This is a genomic window from Spiroplasma endosymbiont of Tricholauxania praeusta (assembly GCF_964019535.1).
Taxonomy (GTDB): domain Bacteria; phylum Bacillota_I; class Bacilli_A; order Mycoplasmatales; family VBWQ01; genus Spiroplasma_E; species Spiroplasma_E ixodetis_A.
The window spans coordinates 1246689-1264799 of sequence record NZ_OZ026450.1 but is presented as its reverse complement, the minus strand read 5'-3'; the positions used below and the strand labels follow the sequence as shown (position 1 = coordinate 1264799).

The 18111-nt window shown below is 22.5% G+C and carries 24 protein-coding genes and 1 tRNA gene; 4 read left to right on the top strand and 21 right to left on the bottom strand.

The window, feature by feature from the left end; genetic code table 4:
• Positions 1 to 7: 7 nt before the first annotated feature.
• Entirely contained in the window at positions 8 to 469 is a 462-nt protein-coding gene (locus AACK96_RS06955) for a Fur family transcriptional regulator (RefSeq protein ID WP_281748950.1), read from the top strand.
• 59 nt (positions 470 to 528) lie between these two features.
• A tRNA-Trp gene (locus AACK96_RS06950) sits at positions 529 to 603 on the top strand.
• Positions 604 to 653: 50 nt separating this feature from the next.
• Here the strand turns inward: AACK96_RS06950 and AACK96_RS06945 are convergent.
• Complete coding sequence (locus AACK96_RS06945; RefSeq protein WP_338974073.1) at positions 654 to 1535, bottom strand: DegV family protein; 882 nt, start codon at positions 1533 to 1535, stop codon at positions 654 to 656.
• Positions 1536 to 2163: 628 nt separating this feature from the next.
• Positions 2164 to 3324 (bottom strand): Mbov_0401 family ICE element transposase-like protein, encoded by a 1161-nt coding sequence (locus AACK96_RS06940; RefSeq protein ID WP_338973625.1) that lies wholly within the window; start codon positions 3322 to 3324, stop codon positions 2164 to 2166.
• Between the two features lie 73 nt (positions 3325 to 3397).
• On the opposite strand from AACK96_RS06940, the gene AACK96_RS06935 reads away from it, so the two are divergent.
• A complete protein-coding gene (locus AACK96_RS06935; protein ID WP_338974071.1) occupies positions 3398 to 5104 on the top strand; it encodes a hypothetical protein in 1707 nt (568 codons plus the stop codon).
• A 150-nt stretch (positions 5105 to 5254) separates the two neighbouring features.
• Positions 5255 to 5593 carry a hypothetical protein gene (locus tag AACK96_RS06930; protein ID WP_338974069.1) on the top strand — a complete coding sequence of 113 codons (339 nt, stop codon included), beginning with the start codon at positions 5255 to 5257 and terminating at the stop codon, positions 5591 to 5593.
• A gap of 1 nt (position 5594) precedes the next feature.
• Here AACK96_RS06930 and AACK96_RS06925 read toward each other — a convergent pair whose 3' ends face one another.
• The 19 genes from AACK96_RS06925 to AACK96_RS06835 all read right to left on the bottom strand — a co-directional run bounded on the left by AACK96_RS06925 (position 5595) and on the right by AACK96_RS06835 (position 18110).
• On the bottom strand, positions 5595 to 7619 hold the full coding sequence (locus tag AACK96_RS06925; RefSeq protein WP_338974067.1) for a hypothetical protein: 2025 nt from the start codon (positions 7617 to 7619) through the stop codon (positions 5595 to 5597).
• The gene (locus AACK96_RS06920) at positions 7570 to 8811 is read right to left on the bottom strand and encodes a hypothetical protein (RefSeq protein WP_338974065.1); all 1242 of its coding nucleotides are present in this window, start codon (positions 8809 to 8811) and stop codon (positions 7570 to 7572) included. Before AACK96_RS06920 ends, AACK96_RS06925 begins: the two co-directional genes overlap by 50 nt.
• 16 nt (positions 8812 to 8827) lie before the next feature.
• Complete coding sequence (locus AACK96_RS06915; protein WP_338973392.1) at positions 8828 to 8950, bottom strand: hypothetical protein; 123 nt, start codon at positions 8948 to 8950, stop codon at positions 8828 to 8830.
• A gap of 4 nt (positions 8951 to 8954) precedes the next feature.
• A complete protein-coding gene (locus AACK96_RS06910) occupies positions 8955 to 10841 on the bottom strand; it encodes a hypothetical protein (protein ID WP_338974063.1) in 1887 nt (628 codons plus the stop codon).
• 3 nt (positions 10842 to 10844) lie between these two features.
• Positions 10845 to 12542 carry a hypothetical protein gene (locus tag AACK96_RS06905; protein ID WP_338974062.1) on the bottom strand — a complete coding sequence of 566 codons (1698 nt, stop codon included), beginning with the start codon at positions 12540 to 12542 and terminating at the stop codon, positions 10845 to 10847.
• A gap of 14 nt (positions 12543 to 12556) precedes the next feature.
• A complete protein-coding gene (locus AACK96_RS06900; RefSeq protein WP_338973539.1) occupies positions 12557 to 13738 on the bottom strand; it encodes a hypothetical protein in 1182 nt (393 codons plus the stop codon).
• An 18-nt stretch (positions 13739 to 13756) separates the two neighbouring features.
• Positions 13757 to 14134: a hypothetical protein gene (locus AACK96_RS06895; protein ID WP_338973404.1), complete on the bottom strand. Its 378-nt coding sequence runs from the start codon at positions 14132 to 14134 to the stop codon at positions 13757 to 13759.
• Between the two features lie 16 nt (positions 14135 to 14150).
• A complete protein-coding gene (locus AACK96_RS06890) occupies positions 14151 to 14339 on the bottom strand; it encodes a hypothetical protein (protein WP_338973407.1) in 189 nt (62 codons plus the stop codon).
• A gap of 41 nt (positions 14340 to 14380) precedes the next feature.
• Positions 14381 to 14539 carry a hypothetical protein gene (locus tag AACK96_RS06885; protein WP_281748859.1) on the bottom strand — a complete coding sequence of 53 codons (159 nt, stop codon included), beginning with the start codon at positions 14537 to 14539 and terminating at the stop codon, positions 14381 to 14383.
• 14 nt (positions 14540 to 14553) lie between these two features.
• The gene (locus tag AACK96_RS06880; protein WP_338974061.1) at positions 14554 to 15366 is read right to left on the bottom strand and encodes a hypothetical protein; all 813 of its coding nucleotides are present in this window, start codon (positions 15364 to 15366) and stop codon (positions 14554 to 14556) included.
• Complete coding sequence (locus AACK96_RS06875) at positions 15353 to 15547, bottom strand: hypothetical protein (RefSeq protein WP_338974059.1); 195 nt, start codon at positions 15545 to 15547, stop codon at positions 15353 to 15355. Before AACK96_RS06875 ends, AACK96_RS06880 begins: the two co-directional genes overlap by 14 nt.
• A gap of 121 nt (positions 15548 to 15668) precedes the next feature.
• A complete protein-coding gene (locus AACK96_RS06870; protein WP_338973530.1) occupies positions 15669 to 15914 on the bottom strand; it encodes a hypothetical protein in 246 nt (81 codons plus the stop codon).
• Between the two features lie 111 nt (positions 15915 to 16025).
• Positions 16026 to 16151, bottom strand: coding sequence for a hypothetical protein (locus AACK96_RS06865; RefSeq protein ID WP_338973528.1), 126 nt, complete (start codon positions 16149 to 16151; stop codon positions 16026 to 16028).
• Positions 16152 to 16317: 166 nt separating this feature from the next.
• Positions 16318 to 16605, bottom strand: coding sequence for a hypothetical protein (locus tag AACK96_RS06860; RefSeq protein ID WP_338973525.1), 288 nt, complete (start codon positions 16603 to 16605; stop codon positions 16318 to 16320).
• Positions 16605 to 16880 (bottom strand): hypothetical protein, encoded by a 276-nt coding sequence (locus tag AACK96_RS06855; RefSeq protein WP_338973523.1) that lies wholly within the window; start codon positions 16878 to 16880, stop codon positions 16605 to 16607. Before AACK96_RS06855 ends, AACK96_RS06860 begins: the two co-directional genes overlap by 1 nt.
• A complete protein-coding gene (locus AACK96_RS06850) occupies positions 16880 to 17092 on the bottom strand; it encodes a hypothetical protein (protein ID WP_338973522.1) in 213 nt (70 codons plus the stop codon). The genes AACK96_RS06855 and AACK96_RS06850 overlap by 1 nt, the downstream gene beginning before the upstream one ends.
• Entirely contained in the window at positions 17061 to 17354 is a 294-nt protein-coding gene (locus AACK96_RS06845; RefSeq protein ID WP_338973519.1) for a hypothetical protein, read from the bottom strand. Before AACK96_RS06845 ends, AACK96_RS06850 begins: the two co-directional genes overlap by 32 nt.
• Positions 17344 to 17781: a hypothetical protein gene (locus AACK96_RS06840; protein ID WP_338973516.1), complete on the bottom strand. Its 438-nt coding sequence runs from the start codon at positions 17779 to 17781 to the stop codon at positions 17344 to 17346. The genes AACK96_RS06845 and AACK96_RS06840 overlap by 11 nt, the downstream gene beginning before the upstream one ends.
• Positions 17781 to 18110 (bottom strand): hypothetical protein, encoded by a 330-nt coding sequence (locus AACK96_RS06835; protein ID WP_338973513.1) that lies wholly within the window; start codon positions 18108 to 18110, stop codon positions 17781 to 17783. Before AACK96_RS06835 ends, AACK96_RS06840 begins: the two co-directional genes overlap by 1 nt.
• Position 18111: the final 1 nt, after the last annotated feature.

Below are 18111 nucleotides of genomic sequence, written 5' to 3'. Positions count from 1 at the left end.
GATTAGTATGAATAAAAATTTTGAAAATATTATCCAAAAGTTGAAAGATAAAGACTATCGTTTAACTGATGTTCGTAAAGCAGTTATTAAAGTATTAACGCTTAAGCAACATGTTAGTATTAATGATATTATTAGTTTTTTAACAAAAGAAGGTAATGATAATATTAATATTATGAGTATTTATAATACTATTGATTTATTAATGACAGAACATATTATTCATGCTAATGTTTTTGAAGGAAAACAAATAATTTATGAACTATCAGAAAATACCGTTCATATTATTTGTAATTTTTGTAATAAAATTATTCATGCCTCTTTCGAAGATAAACAACAAATTTCACCATTACAAGAAGAAAAACTTGAAAAATTAGCGATTAAAAATAATTTTTATTTTTCACATTATAAGTTAGAAATTCATGGAATTTGTGATAAATGTGAATTAAAAATAAAAAAAATGAAATTTTAATTGAACTTAAAACTTCTTTCGCGTAAAATTGAACATGTACTATTTAAATTAAATATTTTAGGGGTGTAGTTCAATGGTAGAACATCGGCCTTCAGATCCGAGTGTTGTGGGTTCGAGTCCTGCCACCCCTGCCATTATTAAAAATCACTTTTAAATGTTTCTCATAAAAGTGAATTTTTTATTATTATAATTTTGGTAATTTATCTTTATCTAAATTAAAAGCAACAAAACTGAAGGTTCCAATTCCTGTATGAGCACAAATTACATTTGCTAAATTAATAGTTTTGACGTTTTTAATGCCATAATCTTTAACAAATTTTGTAACTTTTTCTATTTCTTTTGCCTCAGCAAAAGCATGAATAATGTAAAAAAGAGTAATACTTTCTATTTTTTTATTTTTATTAATTTCTTTAAGAGTATTTTTAATAGCTTTATCTCATGTTCTTGTTTTATCAAATTTATCAATGGTTCCGTCAAAAGATAAAATTGGAGTTATTTTTAACATAGTAGCTAAGGCTGCTGCTGATTTTGAAATTCTACCACCACGAACTAAATAATTTAAATCATAAGGTAAAATAAATGCTATATAGTTATCTCTTATTAATTTTAGTGCTTCTATAATATCATTAACATTATTTTTTTCGTTAAGTGACATTTGATATGCTTTTTTAACTAATAGTCAGTTAATAACTGAAACACCATTACTATCAAAAACAAAAACTTTATCTTTAAAATTAGATTCTTTTGATAACATAGTAGCAGTGTTATATTGACCCGATAACCCTTTTGATAAAGGAATAAAAATAATCTTTTCAAATTTAGTTAAAGCATCTTCTCAAATTATACTCATTTGACCAAGTGGTGTTTGCGAAGTTTTGGCAGATTGTTTTTCATGAACTATTCTATTATAGAATTCTTCATCCTTTAGAATGTTAGGGTCATCAGTAATAGTTGTATCATCACTAAAAGTGATTAATAATGGACAAAATCCAATATTCATTTCTTTTAAATCTTTAATTGAAAATCCTGAAGAGGAATCAGCAACAATACCAATTTTTTTTTTCAATTTTCTCACCCTAACTATAATATTTTTTACTTATTTATTAAATTATAACATATATTTTTTACTTAAAAATGGACTTTCATCGTTGAAAGATATATAAAATAGTTAATATGTTGTTTTTGGAATGATTTATTCTTGTTTCTTAGATTTTTTACCAGAACATTAATTTTAAAAAAACTGAATGTATTCTAAAAACAATTGGTTATATAATTAACACTAGTTTTGACATGAAAGGATTTTATTAATAAATTAAATATTTTTTCAAAATTAAAAATTATTAATGACGGAAAAAAATAATTAAATATCTAACAAAATATATTAAACCAAAACTATCAGCATATTACTTTTTAAAAATCAAGAAAAATTTATTAAAAAAGTTAAAAAATAAAACTCATTAAGTAATAAAAATAAAGGGAGCGTACCGATGTTGTCAATAATATTCAAATTTGTCTTAAAATTATAAAGTTAGACGAGAATAATTTTGACTTCAATATGCAATTGTGAGTTAATCTTAACACTTGAAAAATATTAGTCAACAATAATACTTACTTTTATAATTCAAAAATTCTTATTAAAGCATCTTTAATAAGTTTTATTTTATTTTTGTTTTTTTAAAATCTTTAATTTTATTTTATAATAACTGGATGGCTGTATTTATTTGATAGCATTTAAAATTAACCATTTTTGTATACATATCAATATTATAAGTTCTATCACCAATCATATGTTTTAAAATTTGTTTAATATTAGTTTCAGTAAAGCAACCAATATTTTCAACTAATGCTTGGTTTAATAAACCATCTTTGGCATTAATAAAATAACGAACTTTTAATTTTTTATATTGTAAAGTTAATGATTGTAAAAAATCAATTAATTCATAATATTCACCTTTGGCAAATAAATTTATTGCATTTTGATAGTGTAATTTAGCAATTTGATTTTTTCTTCTTCCTGCCATTATACCAAGAAATAAAACATGAAAAGCATGAAATTTATCTAAAATAAATTTAGCATTTAAAATTGTAGCAGTTTTTCTAATTCATTTTGCACTATCTCCACAAACTATTAAATTTGCTTGGTCAAAGTTTTCAAAAAATAAATTACCATATTTTTCTATTAATTTTGCGGTTTTTTCAGCACCAATTTCTGTTTTTGAAACTCTTATTTTACATACAGCTCTTTTATTAATTAATTTTCCATTTTTCTTTTTACCAGTACACATTACTATTAATCTCATCGAACATTTTTTACAATTTTTAGTATTGTGTTTTTCATTAAACTTAAATTTTCGATGACCATCATCAATATTTACATATAAATTTTGATTTGGTTGTAATGGTATTTTGGGAATATTTGCTTTTGGTAATTCAAATTTTTGATATGTTCTACAAACTGTACTATTACTTATTAAATCTTCAATAAAAGTATCACAAACATCACGATACTTTTTACCATCAGCAAAATATTTTAAAATTTGTTTAATAACGTTAGGTGCAAGTTTACTATATTTTTTAACACCAAGATAATTATCTAATAATGATACGTACTCCATTTTTTGTGTTTTTGTGTTATAATGTGTACAAATACGTCGTTTATAAGTTAATAAACCTTTTTTTGCTTTTAATTTTCGTTGTCTAAATCTATATGATTTATATTCAGATTTATCACATATACTTCATAAATAATCATCTATTTTTGCAAATAATTCTTCTGTTTGTTTTAAACTTAATTTATCTTGATTAAAATCATGTTTGTCTCAATCAAAATGATTTGCGAATGGTAATATAAACATTTTTAATGTTCCTTTCTAATTTTTGTTTGTTAATAATTTAAGTTTAATTTTTTTTAAAAAATAAGGAGTAAATATGGCTTTTATTAGTAGTTATGGACAATTAAATAAAAAATATAATCTTAATTTTAGTGATAATAATTATGGTTTTAACTGAGATATTTTTAAAGCATTTGTTGGTGATGAATGAGCAGAATTTTTTACAACTAATTGTTTTTATCGTTTTGTACCAACTGCACGTGGAACAAGAAAAACTTGAAATTGTTTAGCATTTGATTTATTTATATGTTGTAATTTTAGTGATAGTAGTGTTCAAGAAGTAAGAAGATATGAAAATACTCATAGTGAAACTACAATTGGTGCTTTAATGAATGTTTGTCAAGTTTTATTAGATACATATAATATTAATTTATTACCTAATAATCCACATGGCATTAAATGAAAAATTACTAAGGATGGGGGATGTATTATATTTCCAAGTAATCAACAAATTGACTTTATTGGTTATGCTAATGGTAATAAAATTTTTGGAAAAGAAGCAGGTGGGTCAAGTTTTTTAGGTTCAAGAACAGATGAAATAATAATGGCAGAAGAAAAAGAAACTTTGACAGAAAAGCAATTAACATATCGATATGAAAGATTACAAAACTCTATGTTTAGAAGTAATCGTATTAAAGTATCCAAAGAACCTATTAAAGAATGAAGTTGAACTTTTATTGATAATAATATATATAGTCCTACTTTTGGAAAATTGATTACTCGCTATTTTTATAAAAGTTTTTTTATTACTTTTACATGTAATCCTTATGATAAATATCATCCATTTTATTTAAAATACTGTACTCCCTTTTTACCTTTAAATGATGAAATAATTGAAAATCTTAAAAAAATTGGTAAAGTTTATTATGAAAATAAAGATATGTTTAGTGGTTTAGGTTTATTTGTTTTAAGATTTACTATTCAACCATTTTGAAATAAATTACCTGACATTCAACAAAGAACATTATTAGAAATGGAAAAAAGTAATCCAGATGAATATAATACTGTTTATTATGGTTTTGAATTTTTAGATAGCGATGCAACAATTTTCCCATTTCAAAAAACAGTAAAATATTGACAATCATATGATTTAAAACAATTTTATAATCAAGAAAAAGAAATGTATAAATTTGATTTTTATAGTGTTGGTATTGATTGAGCTACGGGACCAAAAGACCATACTGTATTTATGGTAGTTGGTTTTAAAGAATATAATAATACTGGTTATTATGATGCTTATATTATTTGTGAATTAGTAGTTACTCCAAATGATTTTATTAATGAAAATGAAAAAATTAATGCTTATGTTAATGAAATTTTAGGATTAATGGATAATTTTGAAAATTTTGAACAAGCAATTTATTTTTATGATGATAAAGCAAGAACAGCAATGGATTGATTAAATCAAAAATTAATTGATGAACACAATACTATTTTAATAACACAAACTGCTATTAAACATGCTTCAAATTTAAATCAAGAAGCCGGATTAACTAATAGAGTAGTTTGAATGAGAAATATTATGAGTTATGGAAACTTTTACGCAAATAAAGATGATTTACCAAAAACAACTCAATGTTTAGAAGAATTACGTTATGATGAAACAAAAACTAATATTCCTGACAAAAATATGTATCAAGACCCTTATGATGCTCTGTTTTATGCACTGTATCCATATAAAAATGTAATTAGGGGTAAAAATAATGCTACTGTGAAAAAAAGTATCTTCACATTTGCTATATAATAAACAATTTCAATATAATTAATAGTATAGGTCTCATAAAATAAACGCCTTTAATTTAGGCGTTATTTTGCATTTAAAAGCATACTTGTAAAAATAATCAAAAATAGTACAATTTATAAGTAAAATCAAGGAAAAAAGGAGTAATTTAAGATGAAAACATGAATAAAAACAAATTTAAGTAAAATAACATTAGCATTAGCACTAACTGGTGCAACAACTGGAACAATAGGATTAATCATGGGGGGGGTGCTTACCCATAATCTTAGTGGAGTTAAATATTATTTAACTCCACATAAACAAGTTGAATGAGGTGTTCAAACTATTTGGACAACTAATCCTAATGATACTTTAAAAAAAGATTATAAATTTGTGTTATATTTTGCAGATGAACCATTAAGAAGAAAATTTGATATATCTTTTCAAAATTGATATTATAGTACAGATATAGTATGAAATGGTAAATATCCTAATGGATATTTTAATAAATAATTTATATCTCTAAGTTAATATAAGAAATATTTTCATTATATTTATCAAATAAATTAATATTTTGTAGATTTATTTCTTGTTTATCAGTAATTAAAATTAAATCATAATTACCAGCACCAAAAATACCACTGATTTCAATCCGATTTAAATTATTAATCGGATTTTCAATTTGTAATTCAAATTCATTAACATTATCAATTTGAGAAATTTCTTTATAAAATTCTAATTTAGAAAATAATTGAGATTTATTTGAACCATATAAATTTAAAGCATTAGCAATTTTAATTTTTCCAATAATTGCTCTTGTAAAATATTTACCATATTCACCATTTGATAATGTCCAGTCTGCTGGAATTAATGAAGGTATGTTATTACTTTCTAGTTCATTAGTTATAGATAGTCAGTTAAATTGATTATCATCTAGTTTCAATAATTCATTTTGACTAATATCATTGTTTTTTAATTTAATATTATTTATATCTGTAAAATCAAAATATACAGATTTTAATATTACTTTTATATCTTTATACTGTCAAATATCATTTTCGCTAGGTTGTATTGGACTTGATTGTAATTCAAAATAATATGGCAATAAAATTTTATTATCATCATTTAATCCTTTATTTATTGATAATGATGAATAAATATATTTTGATAACATAGTAAATATTTGTTTAAATATTTTAACTTGTGATAAATTAACATAATTTGGATAATCTAACTCTCATTGCCTAAATAAGTTGGTAATTACTTCATCGGGTTTTTGACCTTCAAATTTTTTTCTTAATTCTGCTATTTTATTTTTTGGTTTACCTTTATCATCATAATCTGCACCTTCGAAATTTCTATTATAGTTATATGTATAACTTAACATATCTAATAATAATTTTTGTAAACTATCAATTGTTGGTGCATCTTTTATTTCAATTTCTATACTTTTAAATCTATTATTGGTTGCAAGATAAACATATCATCCTTCATTACTAAAAGATAAAACTTTTTTATCTTCTAAATGTATTTCTTTTTTTAATGGTCAATTACCATCTCAAACAGCACCCATTTCTCAACCTAGTCAAGTATCAGTTACTCTGGCATTATTAATAACTTCTTTTCTTGTAACAGTTCCAGTACTAATTTTAATTAAATCTAAAACTGATTTTTCTTGTCCTATAAATTGTTTTGCTAAATTTCACGGTAATATTTGTTCACTAAATCATTGTTGTAATATTCTAACTTTTGGTTGAGTTTCAATAGGCATTGATAACAGCGGAAATGCTATCTTATCCTTGACAAATAACTTTGGGTATACTTCCATATTGTCAACTTCACCAAGTACCTTTATATTGCCAAAAATCATGCTTCTAGGGGCTTTAATTTTTAAACCAATAACTTTGGTATCTTTATCTAATGGTTTTTGTAATTTAATAATGATTGGATAACCATCTCTTGTTTTAAAATCTTTAATTTTAATAATAGTTATACTTTTAGTACTTCTTGTTTTTGGATTTTGATAAGGTTGTGAATAGTTATTAATGATATATAAATTATCAATATTATTTTCAGTTAATGGTTCATTAATACTAACTGCATATAACTTAAATTGATTTAATAAATTTATTTCTTGAAATATTAAATTTTTAATATCAGTCATACTATATTCAATTGTATTATCATTAATATTAGTACTTGCTCTTTGATTTAATTGCATAGTAAAATCAGATGTTTCAACAGCAGTAGTTTTTAAAACTTTATCAATATCAATAAAACCTATTTTAATAGTATTTGCTGAAAATCTTAAACTATTATTTTCATTATTTTTAAATAAACGTTCAATTTCATAAATATAAATTGTTCTTTTTTTAAATTCATCGTATGCTCTATTAATATCTGGGTCACTAGTAGCACCCATCATATTAGTAAAATCATAAGGAATATTATCAATTAAATAATCATTTTCTACTTCTGCTTGATTAAGTTTAGTTTGTTTCTGTGGAAACTTCGTTTGTGGTTTGTTGTTGTTTTCCATTGTTCTCTCCTATTAATTGGTTATTTTCGGGATTAAATAATTTTAATTTAACTGTTAAATTATTAATTTCTTGTTCATCATTAATATTAAATGTTTTACTATTTAATAAATCTTTATCTATGCTTACTAATATTTGAATAAATTTAAGAATATCAATATTAAATTGTCATAATTTTTGTTCAATATAATTAATAGTTGAAATATTTACAGCTGTACTTTCGGGAACTGATTGTTGTGCAGATTTCTTTTGACTTGGTATATGAATACCACAACGTTTAAATATTTCATTAACATTTCAATCGTATATATCAGTTAAATTTTTACCTTTAAAATTACTATTTGTCATATTAATATTTTCATTTTGTTCGTTATTATCTCCACCACTTTTAAATATGTAGTTTTTAGTAACCAAAGTTCTTACTGTTTGTTCTAATGCTGATTGAACATTCCCATAAGTTTGATTAAAAATAAATTTAGGTGAGTTTAAAATAGTATCTAAAACAATTTGTTCATAAATAACATCTAATGCTTTAATTTTATCCATTACTTTATCACAATCTGCTAATTCATTTGCTTTATTTCGCATAATTGCTATTGGTATATAATTAATATTTAGTGTTTGTTCTTGCTCTAAATTTGGATTATTAATGAATGATTTAAAATCTAATGGAAATTGTTTTTTATTATCACTAATACTATAAATTGCACGATTAATAGTTACTTGTTCATTATTTAATGTATAAATTTCAAATAATCTTACATTTTGTGCATTTTGTTGATAACTATCATAAAAAATAGTACATTGAATTAATTTACCGGTAATATCATAAACTCTTTGTTGAATATCTATTACTTGAAAATATAAATCATCATTAGCAATAAAAATTAAATAACCACTAATTCCTAATTTGCTTAATTTAAAAATAGAATTTCAATTTTTTCTATAAAATTCTTGCTGAATTAAGTATTTTTTAATAGTTTCATTATTAATATCTAATGGAGCATTATATAAATTAGCATTATTTTCTGCTACAAAATCAGTAAAATAAGTTTCATGGTTAAAATCATTAAAACCAAAATAATTTAAAATAGAAGCATGTGTACTTTTATTTTTATTAGTTAAAAATTTTACTTTTTCATTTTGATTATCACTAGTATTTGTTTTATCTTTTCTTTTAAATAAACTTAACATAATATTCACCACCTTTCTAAAATATTTGATTAATTTTTAATACAATTTTTACAATAATAAATATAATTAAACCAGCAGTTGCAGAAGATAATAGTACTCCAATTAAACCTAAAATAATTTTTATAATTTTAAAAAACATAATATTATTCCTGTAATTCTTCTAATTTTCATACATTACCTTTTAAATTACCTTTTCCGCTATAAATAGTAATCAATTTTGCATGTTGAACTGATAAAATTACTATATTAGCACTATCATTAAAGGTTTGTATTTGTACACCATCAATTTTTTTATCAGTTATAATAAATTCTTGTATAGTATAAACTGGATTATATATACTTCAAGAATAATAAACTCTATAATGTTTATTAACTATAAAATCATAAGTAATTTGTCAATTATCTCATTTATTTTTTTCTCTTGTTCCTACTTCTTTTCAATTTGAACGACTTGGACTTGGTTGTGGTTGTTTTTCTAATATTTCATTAATAGCACCGGCAATAGTTTTATCAGTAGTTTCTAAATTAGGAATTTTAGTACTAATAGTATTGATAGAAAAAGCATATTTAAAATGGTCTTTATCCATTTTATCTTCTATTTTTTTATCTACTTCTTCTTTTTTATAATAATCAGATAAATCAGTTTTACCACCAATAGCACTAATAGTATTAGTTACTTCATCAATTTTAATATTTTCGCCAGTAGTTAATTTATTTTGCTTTTTATCTAATAAATTATTAGTTTCTATTTTTGTATAATAATCACGTTCAGTACTTTCTTCTGCTATAAATTCAGTTGGCGTATCTATTCCTTGATATTGATATATTTCTTTTATATCACCAATTAAATTAATTTTTCCACGTTCAGGATAAGAATTACCTCCACCCCTAAATTTTTTATTTCTATTGTCATAGTAAATAGTTCCAATATTTAAAATATTTTTATTTGAGATTTGTTCATTATAAGTCATGGAATCAACATTTAACAATTCAAATTCATTAAAAACATTATTTAAATAAATTTTAATTACTTTATAAAATTTCATAAAGTCATTTTCTGTTGAATATTGATAACTGATTTTAATAAAATATCATTTAAATGTTTCTATATTATTATTTTCAACTTTTTTTCATAGGGGACTAGTTTCGATATTAAATCAATTATTTTTAACATCATTAATATTTTCGTTTGCTTTAATTAATTCAGTATTTAATTTTGTAATTTCATTTTCATTAGTAGTAATTCGTTTTTGTTGTTTAGCAGAAAAATCACAAGTTGGTGCATGTGTATAATCACCAATTTGTGGATTATTTTGTAATGCTTCGGGTGGTAATGTACCAATTTCATCAGGTCAATCTAAAATCATTGTTTCAGATTCTTTATCATAATCTGTTGCAACATAACCTTTATTTATAAATTTTGTAACAGGACCTCTATATATTTCATTTTCATTATCATCAACTAAATCATCATACAATTTCATTTGTTTTGATAATGTAAATTCTTTTTGTTCTTTAATTAATTTATCAATTTGATTTCTAGTATAAAATGCTTTTAAGTCAATTTTTTCAATATCTATTTCATCATCATTATAACTTGAAAATATTTGTTTTAATTCTGTTAATCTTGCTCATATTTTCATTCTACTAGGTGCTAAATCTCAAACATTAATTGTAGGAGTACTATTTGCACTAAATTGAGTACCATTATTAAATTGAATAGTAGCATCAACATTAAATTCAATTGGTGTACGATTAAATACTCAATGTTCAACCATTACATAAACCATATCTCTTAATGTTTCTTTAATTAATTCATCTTTAAAACTATCAAAAGGAAATTTAGATAAAATAAAATCAAGATAAGCATTAATATCATTTTGAGCACGAATAGCAAAAGTTATAAATCAATCATTAACATTAGGTCATGTTTGTATGTATTGCTGTGGCGTTTCTGTAATTTTTCCAGTTAATGGATATCAGTTATTATAATTTTCTAAACTGACATCAGTTCAAAGTTTATTAATCATAATTTATCATTCCTTAAAAAATGCTTTTTTATAATGTTTAGTTTTTGTTTTAGTTTTTCTATGTGCAATATGAATAACTTCTTTTTGTAATTTCTTTTTCCCTTTTTCTACAATTTGACTATATGCAAATTTTTCTAAATGATGTAATAGTCCAGTACCAAATAAAGTATTAACTGAAAATTTTAAACCAACACTTTTAAATGATTTATTAATATTTTCAATAGGATTATTAATAACATTCACTACTTTATGATAAGTTCTAATAGTTCTAAATATTTCTCTATATACTTTAAAACTATCTCTAATTACTTGTTGCACCACTGGTGGAGCAAATGCTATTGCTTTTAATCATTTATTACGATTAACACCATAACCAATGTATCAACCACTATATCAACGATATCAATGAAATGGATGTATTTGAGTAACAAAAGTTTTTGCTTTAAGAATACTATCAACAACTGTAATTGGTTTATATTTAGGATTACGATGATAAATAGTAATTGCACATTTATCTAATGACAAAGGTTGAATTTTACAACCCATAAATACTGGTGAATTTAATGGAATTAATTGTGCATGTTTAATTGCTCTTTTTTCTGCACTAGTAAATAAATCAGTTGCTTTTTCTTTTAATTTATTAATTTTTTCAAATGCTTGTTTTTCTAACTTTTCAAATTTTTCTTGTAATTTATATATACTTTCTCTTATTTTTTCAAAATATGGTGTATCTTTTCAAAATTTATTTAAACCTTTTTTTAAATAAAATCTAATATCAAAATATTTAAAAGTTTGATTTGCTTTTAAAACAAGTTGATGAATAATATTATTTTTAAAATTAAATTTAATAGAATTAGCACGAATTTTTTGTAAATCTAAAATTAAAGTTTTTCCATATCTATTTTCTGTATGTATTGTATGAACTAAATTTAATCAATCATGCTGATTCATAGATAATACTTTTTTTAAATCAGTATTAAATTTTTTTAAAAAGTTATTTGCTTTTTCAATATCTTTAATTTTAAATTTAGGAGTTAATTGTGGACTTAGTTTTATTAATGTATTTTGTAATAATAAGTAATCTTTTAACTCTTGTGCTTCTAATTTTTGAAAATTATTTTTATATTGTCTTTCAGCAACATAACCTAAATCTCGTAATACTGTTTCACGATTAGGAGTAAAACTATAATTCATTAAATAACGTTTATTACCAATAATTTTATCTGTTAAAATTTCTTTTCCACTTACTTGACTAATAATTTCTTGTAAATTTTTTGCTTCTTTAATTCCCACTTGTTCTAATGTTTTAGTTTTTTGTGCTAGTTTAATAAATTTACTTGTACGATAACCACGACTAATTTTATTAAGTCCAGCAAATGCAGGAAGTATATTAAAGAAAGTATTTAATTTTGTTACATTTCCTTTTAAATAATCATAAACTTGATTAATAGTAAAATCAGTTAAAAACTCTACACCAACAGCACTAATACTAGCAACTAAATCACTTGCACCTAATCCAAGGGCTACACTTTCACTTAATCCACCAGTAAAAGGAGCAAGTGCTACTGCTATAACTTGTACACCAATCATTTCTAAAATTTCTCATCAAAAACTTTTATTTTCTTGTTGGTTACTTGTTCTAGTATGTTTTGGTTTATTTATGTTTAAAAGTATTGCTGTACTAGTTGTACCAATTGGCATGATATTAATTTCCTTTATTTAAGAGTTATTTTAATTGGATTTGTTGTTCCTTTATAATTTAAATCATTAACATTTGCAGTAATAGTTATATATAAGTCACCCGCTTTTTGTTTTTGATTACTTACATTAGTTTTTCCTTGTGCATCACTAAAATATTTAATAGTTGGATTTGTTAAATTTGGATTTAATGATTTAAGTTCATTAGTACTTTTTATTTGTGTATTTAATTCACTATTATTGTTATTAACATTTGCAGTAATATCAGTTGTTAAACTTGTAATCTTAGTTTTTAAATCATTTTTATCATTATTAACAATTGCACATAACATTCAGCGTGAAGTTGTTTCTTCATCTGTTATATAGGGTATTGATTCACCAGTTACTTCTCCACCAACTAAATATCTTCTTCCAACTTTACCATCAGCAATATCTTGAACATATACAACTGTATTTTGTAACATATATCTTTTCATTGCTCTTGGTGTTGCTAAAACAAAAGACATAATTTTAGTTTCATTATTATCAGTAAATGTCATATAATCATCCATTACAATTTGACATAGTACACCTTTAATATATAAATCATTTCCATTTAATCTTAATTGTTGTGCAATCTGATTATCAGTAATTAAACCTTTATTATTAGCTAAATAAACAATATTATCATAAAGATTATTAGTAATAAAAAAACGACAATTATTACTATTTCTTAATTGAAATAAAGTATTTCAAGCATCTAACATTGATTTTAAGTATCCTACTGGTGATTTATCAGTAATATCTACTTTAGTTGCATATTTTGCAATTACATTTGTATCATTATTTGCTAAATAATCTGCTAAGTCATTAGCAACTTCATATTGCATTGTATTTAATAAATTTTGTCCATTTTCAGCATTTAAATCAACATTAGCAATTATTTCACCTGCAACTGCTTCTTCTTTAATTTCTTTTAAAATTTTAATAGTTTCAGCATAACTAACATCTAATCCTTTACTTTTATCATTTCATTTTAATACTTTAATTTCTGAATTTTTTGGTTTTTTAACTATAAATTCAATTTTGGTTGAATTAACCATTTCGATAGGAAAAAAACTTGCTCATGGTGAATTTGATTGTTTATAAAATTCTATAAACTCTGGTGCTTCTACTAATTTTTCGGTATTATCTAAATTTTTATTGAATTGTATTGCCATTTTTTGATTTCCTTTCTGTTATAAATTATTATTTTTTTTATAATCCAATAATGTACTTTTTATTGAATTTTGTTGATTTGTTATTATTGTTTGTGGTTTGCCACCTGTATTAATTGTTTCTTTAAATACTGGTTGTTCTTTAATCATTTTTTTAATACTTTCTTCAATTTTTGAATTTTCTATATTACTTGTTTTAAATTTTAAAAACTCATAAAATTCCGTTTTAACTTGATATTTTTTAAATATATTAATCATTTCTTTTTCTTTAATTTCTTGATTAAGTTTATTTAACTTATTTTCTGCTTCATTAACTTTATTTTCTATTTCTTGTGAAGAAGCATTATTTTCAGTTAAAGGTTCAGTTGTTTGTTGAACATTATTTTCATTTTCTAACATTTACATCACCACTTTTTTATTTATTTTCTTTATTAATCTTTTCATTTAATTTTGCTAATTTTTTTTGATGTTTTATAATTTTATTATTTGCTCTAACATGTTTTGGAGTTGTGATAAATCTTTTTAATAAAACAATAATTTCTCTGCAAATTAATATTCCAACACTTGTTCCAATAATTATTAATTCATGTAAAAATTCTTTCATTTCAATATTTTCCTTTCAACTATTTATTTTTTTATTTTTGATTATTCATCAAATTCACCTTTAATAATTCTTTCAATCATACATTTTGCATCCATTAAAAGATTTGCAATTAAACGTTCATTCAGTCGTATGTCTTCTAAATCTTTTTCATGTTGTTTTAATTTATCATCATAATATTGAATTAATTTTTCTTTATTCATACTTTTCACCTCCTTTATAAACTCATGTGATTGTAATCTCAATTTAATGAAGCATTATCAGTATTTAATGGTACTTCGCTTAGATTATCACTACCATATTGACTAGTTGTTTCACTATTAATTGTGAATCTATTATCATTAATTAATCTTGCAGTTTCATTATTAAATGATGTTTCTTGCATTTCTTCAATATGATTAGTTGTTTCCATTGGTAGTAAATTATGGATTATTTCACTTGCACCAGCAATTATGGTAGGTACTGCATAAGCATTATTAAAATCATTATTAATACCCATAGCAACACCACTTGATATTAAACATCCACCAGTTGCCATATTACAAATCTTTCTTATTGTTTCAAATTTATTAGGTATTAACTCAGTTAATCCACTAATAAGATTTGATATACCATAAGCATTTAAACTAATATATGTATCTCAATCCATTAATGACTGATTTTCTTGTTTATTTAATAGTAATCATGGAGGACCCTCAGTTGTAGTTGTAGTAGTTATTGGCATTGGTGTTGTTGGAATAATTGGAGTAATATTATTCTTTGTTCATTTACTATAATTTGCTAATCCAATTGTTCCTAAACCTAATAAGATTTTTTTAGAACTATTAATTAATTTAGTTTTAGTATTTGGTCTTTGATTTAAATTTCAAATATCTAAACCTAATTTTTTACCAAATAATAAACTATTAATTGAACCTAATATTGGATTTGCAATTACTTGACCATAATAAGCACTTGTACCAATCATTGCACAAATTGGATTTATACCAGTTCTAATTAATTTGGTTAAAGTATAATTATTTGTTTCCATTTTTTTCTCCTTTTATTTGTAATAATTTTTCTAAAACATAATGATTTTTATCAAATTCTCTAATCAATCATTTTTTTGTTTCTGACTGATTATTAGTACAAAGAATTAATCTTTCTATCATATAAATTAATTCTTTTTTATCTGCTCTATCAAAAATTACTTTTAAAATTTCATCTAACATAATTTATTCTCCTTTATTTGCTTTTAACATTTCTCTTACAATATCTAATAAAGTATTTACTTGATAATCATATAATTCAAATTCATGAATTCTAATTTTAATTTTTTCCTTCTGCATTTATTTATTCTCCTTTAATTTCTAATTTTTTAATTGTTACTTTAATTCAACCTTGATAAACATCATTATCACCAACTATTAATGCAACATTACTTTCGGGGTCAGAAACAATTATGTGTTTGGATTTAACATTTGGGTATTGTCTTAAAATAATTGCTCTAATATCATTACTTGTATGAATTGATTTGGGAAATGGTGATAATATTTCAATTTCATCTTTATTTTCAAATAAAGTAGGTAATATTATCATTAGTCAAATTCTCCATTTTCTATTAGTTTATTTAAGATAAATAATGTTACATCCGTTCTCCGTGCTGGCTCTAATTCAATTAAATCATTAATATATTTAATAAATTTTTCTTTATTCATAATTTAACCTTTCTTTCCTAACTCTTTTATTTTGTTTTTGTTTACATAAGTTATTACATTTATGAGCAAAAACTCTACCATAACCACATTTATTATTCTTTTTAATTTTTATTATCATTATTTTTAAAACAATTTTCGCAATTTGGTCAATTATAATTTTCTTTACAATTTTTACAAATTTTCATAATTATTTCTCCTTATTATTTTTTGGATGTTGAAATTGAACAGCTTTACAATTATCACATCTAAATACTAATTCAATACTCACATCTTCATGTTCACATTTATTCATTATCAAAGTAACCTTTTTCTAAATATTCAATTATTAATTCCATATCTAATGTGTCATGTTCAATTAAATATTCAATTATTTTTTCTTTATTAATACAATTTTTATGTCTTGAATTATTAATTTCATCAACTTTATTTCTATGTTCTTTACAATATACTCTTCCATATTCATCAAATTGCTCTTCTGTCATATTTTCACATTGTATTTGTTCAAAATGTTCATCATGTGGTGGTATTAAACTAGTAAATTTAGTAGTTTGTGAAAATGTACATCTATTCATTAATTATTCTCCTTATTTTTAATTTGATTAGCAATTTCAAGTTTTTCTTGTTCCAATTTATCTTTTATTATTTGATTTTTTCTAATTATTTCTTGTTCTAATGAATAAATATGTTCTGACATTTTATTTATTATTAAATTTATATAATGTATTTCTTCTTCAATATTATTAAATGCAAGAGTTCCTATTTTAATTTTTAAATTTTCTAATACTTTTTCCTTCTCTTTTTTTATTACTAAATCAGTCATTTGTTTTGGATTTTGATTAAAATTCATTATATTTTTTCTCCTTTTTGTAAAATATCTTTTATTATTTCTAATTCAGTCATTCTAATTTCATTTGTTTTAATAAAATTTTGCAATCTTTCAATTTCTTTTGTATATTTATTAATATTTTCTTTATGCTGCTTAATTCTGTCATTAATATATTCTAATGGTGTATTTTTAATCATTTTTTTACTCTTTTCATTTTTTAAATCATTTAACATTGATTGAACAAAATGCACGATTTTTAGGAATATTTAAAGTATTAAAAAATTGACCAGTTACAATAATTTCATCGTTTTTGTTTAATAAAATACATCGTCTATAAAATTTTGGGTTATTAAAAATTAAAGTAACATAATTTAATCCATTTCATTGACCACGAACACTATAATATAATTCCTTATTACCTTTTTCGTAATATTTTGCTTCAATAGTGTTACTCAGTTTTACTTTTAATTTGACATAATTTGCTTTATCTTTCATTTTTATAATTCCTTAAATAGTATTGAATATGCTTATAAGCATCTTGTTCATGTTTTGTTAATTTTATATTTCCTTTATAATTTTCTATTTTAGTTTTATTTTTTGGTTCACTTTCTAAATAATCTCAATTCATAACATCTTCTACTAATACCATTAATGCACCAATAATCTTAGGTGTTGCTAATGGATTAGTTAATAATTGTTTTGAGCTTAAAAAGAAATTTTCTACAATAACTAATATTTTTTGATTAATAAATTGTTTTTTAATTAATTTAAAATATTCTTTATATATATTTTTACTTTCTAAAACTGTTTTAGTTTTGAATGTTTCATTAAAAGTAATATTATTAGTTTCACTTGAATATATAACCATTCCATTATTACCAATACCAGCGGGATCAATACCAATAATTAAGTCATATTGCATTATTCAAAGTCACCATTTTGAATTTTTTCTTGTAATTTCATTATTAATTTAAGTTTTCAATTACTAATATTAATTTTAATTACATCACTAATATCATCTTTAAGTAATTCAATAAATTCATTATCAAGATAATAAATTAATTTTTCAATAGCATTTGCAGAAGATATTTGTTTCAATATTTCTGCAATTATTGCTACTTTAATTACTTCTTTTTTAAATTTTTCTCTTAATTTTTCTTTATTAATTCAAAAATCATATTCAGTTTTACATTTACCATCATGATTAATAAAAAGTTTACAATCATCTATTGTACAGTTTGTTTTATCCATA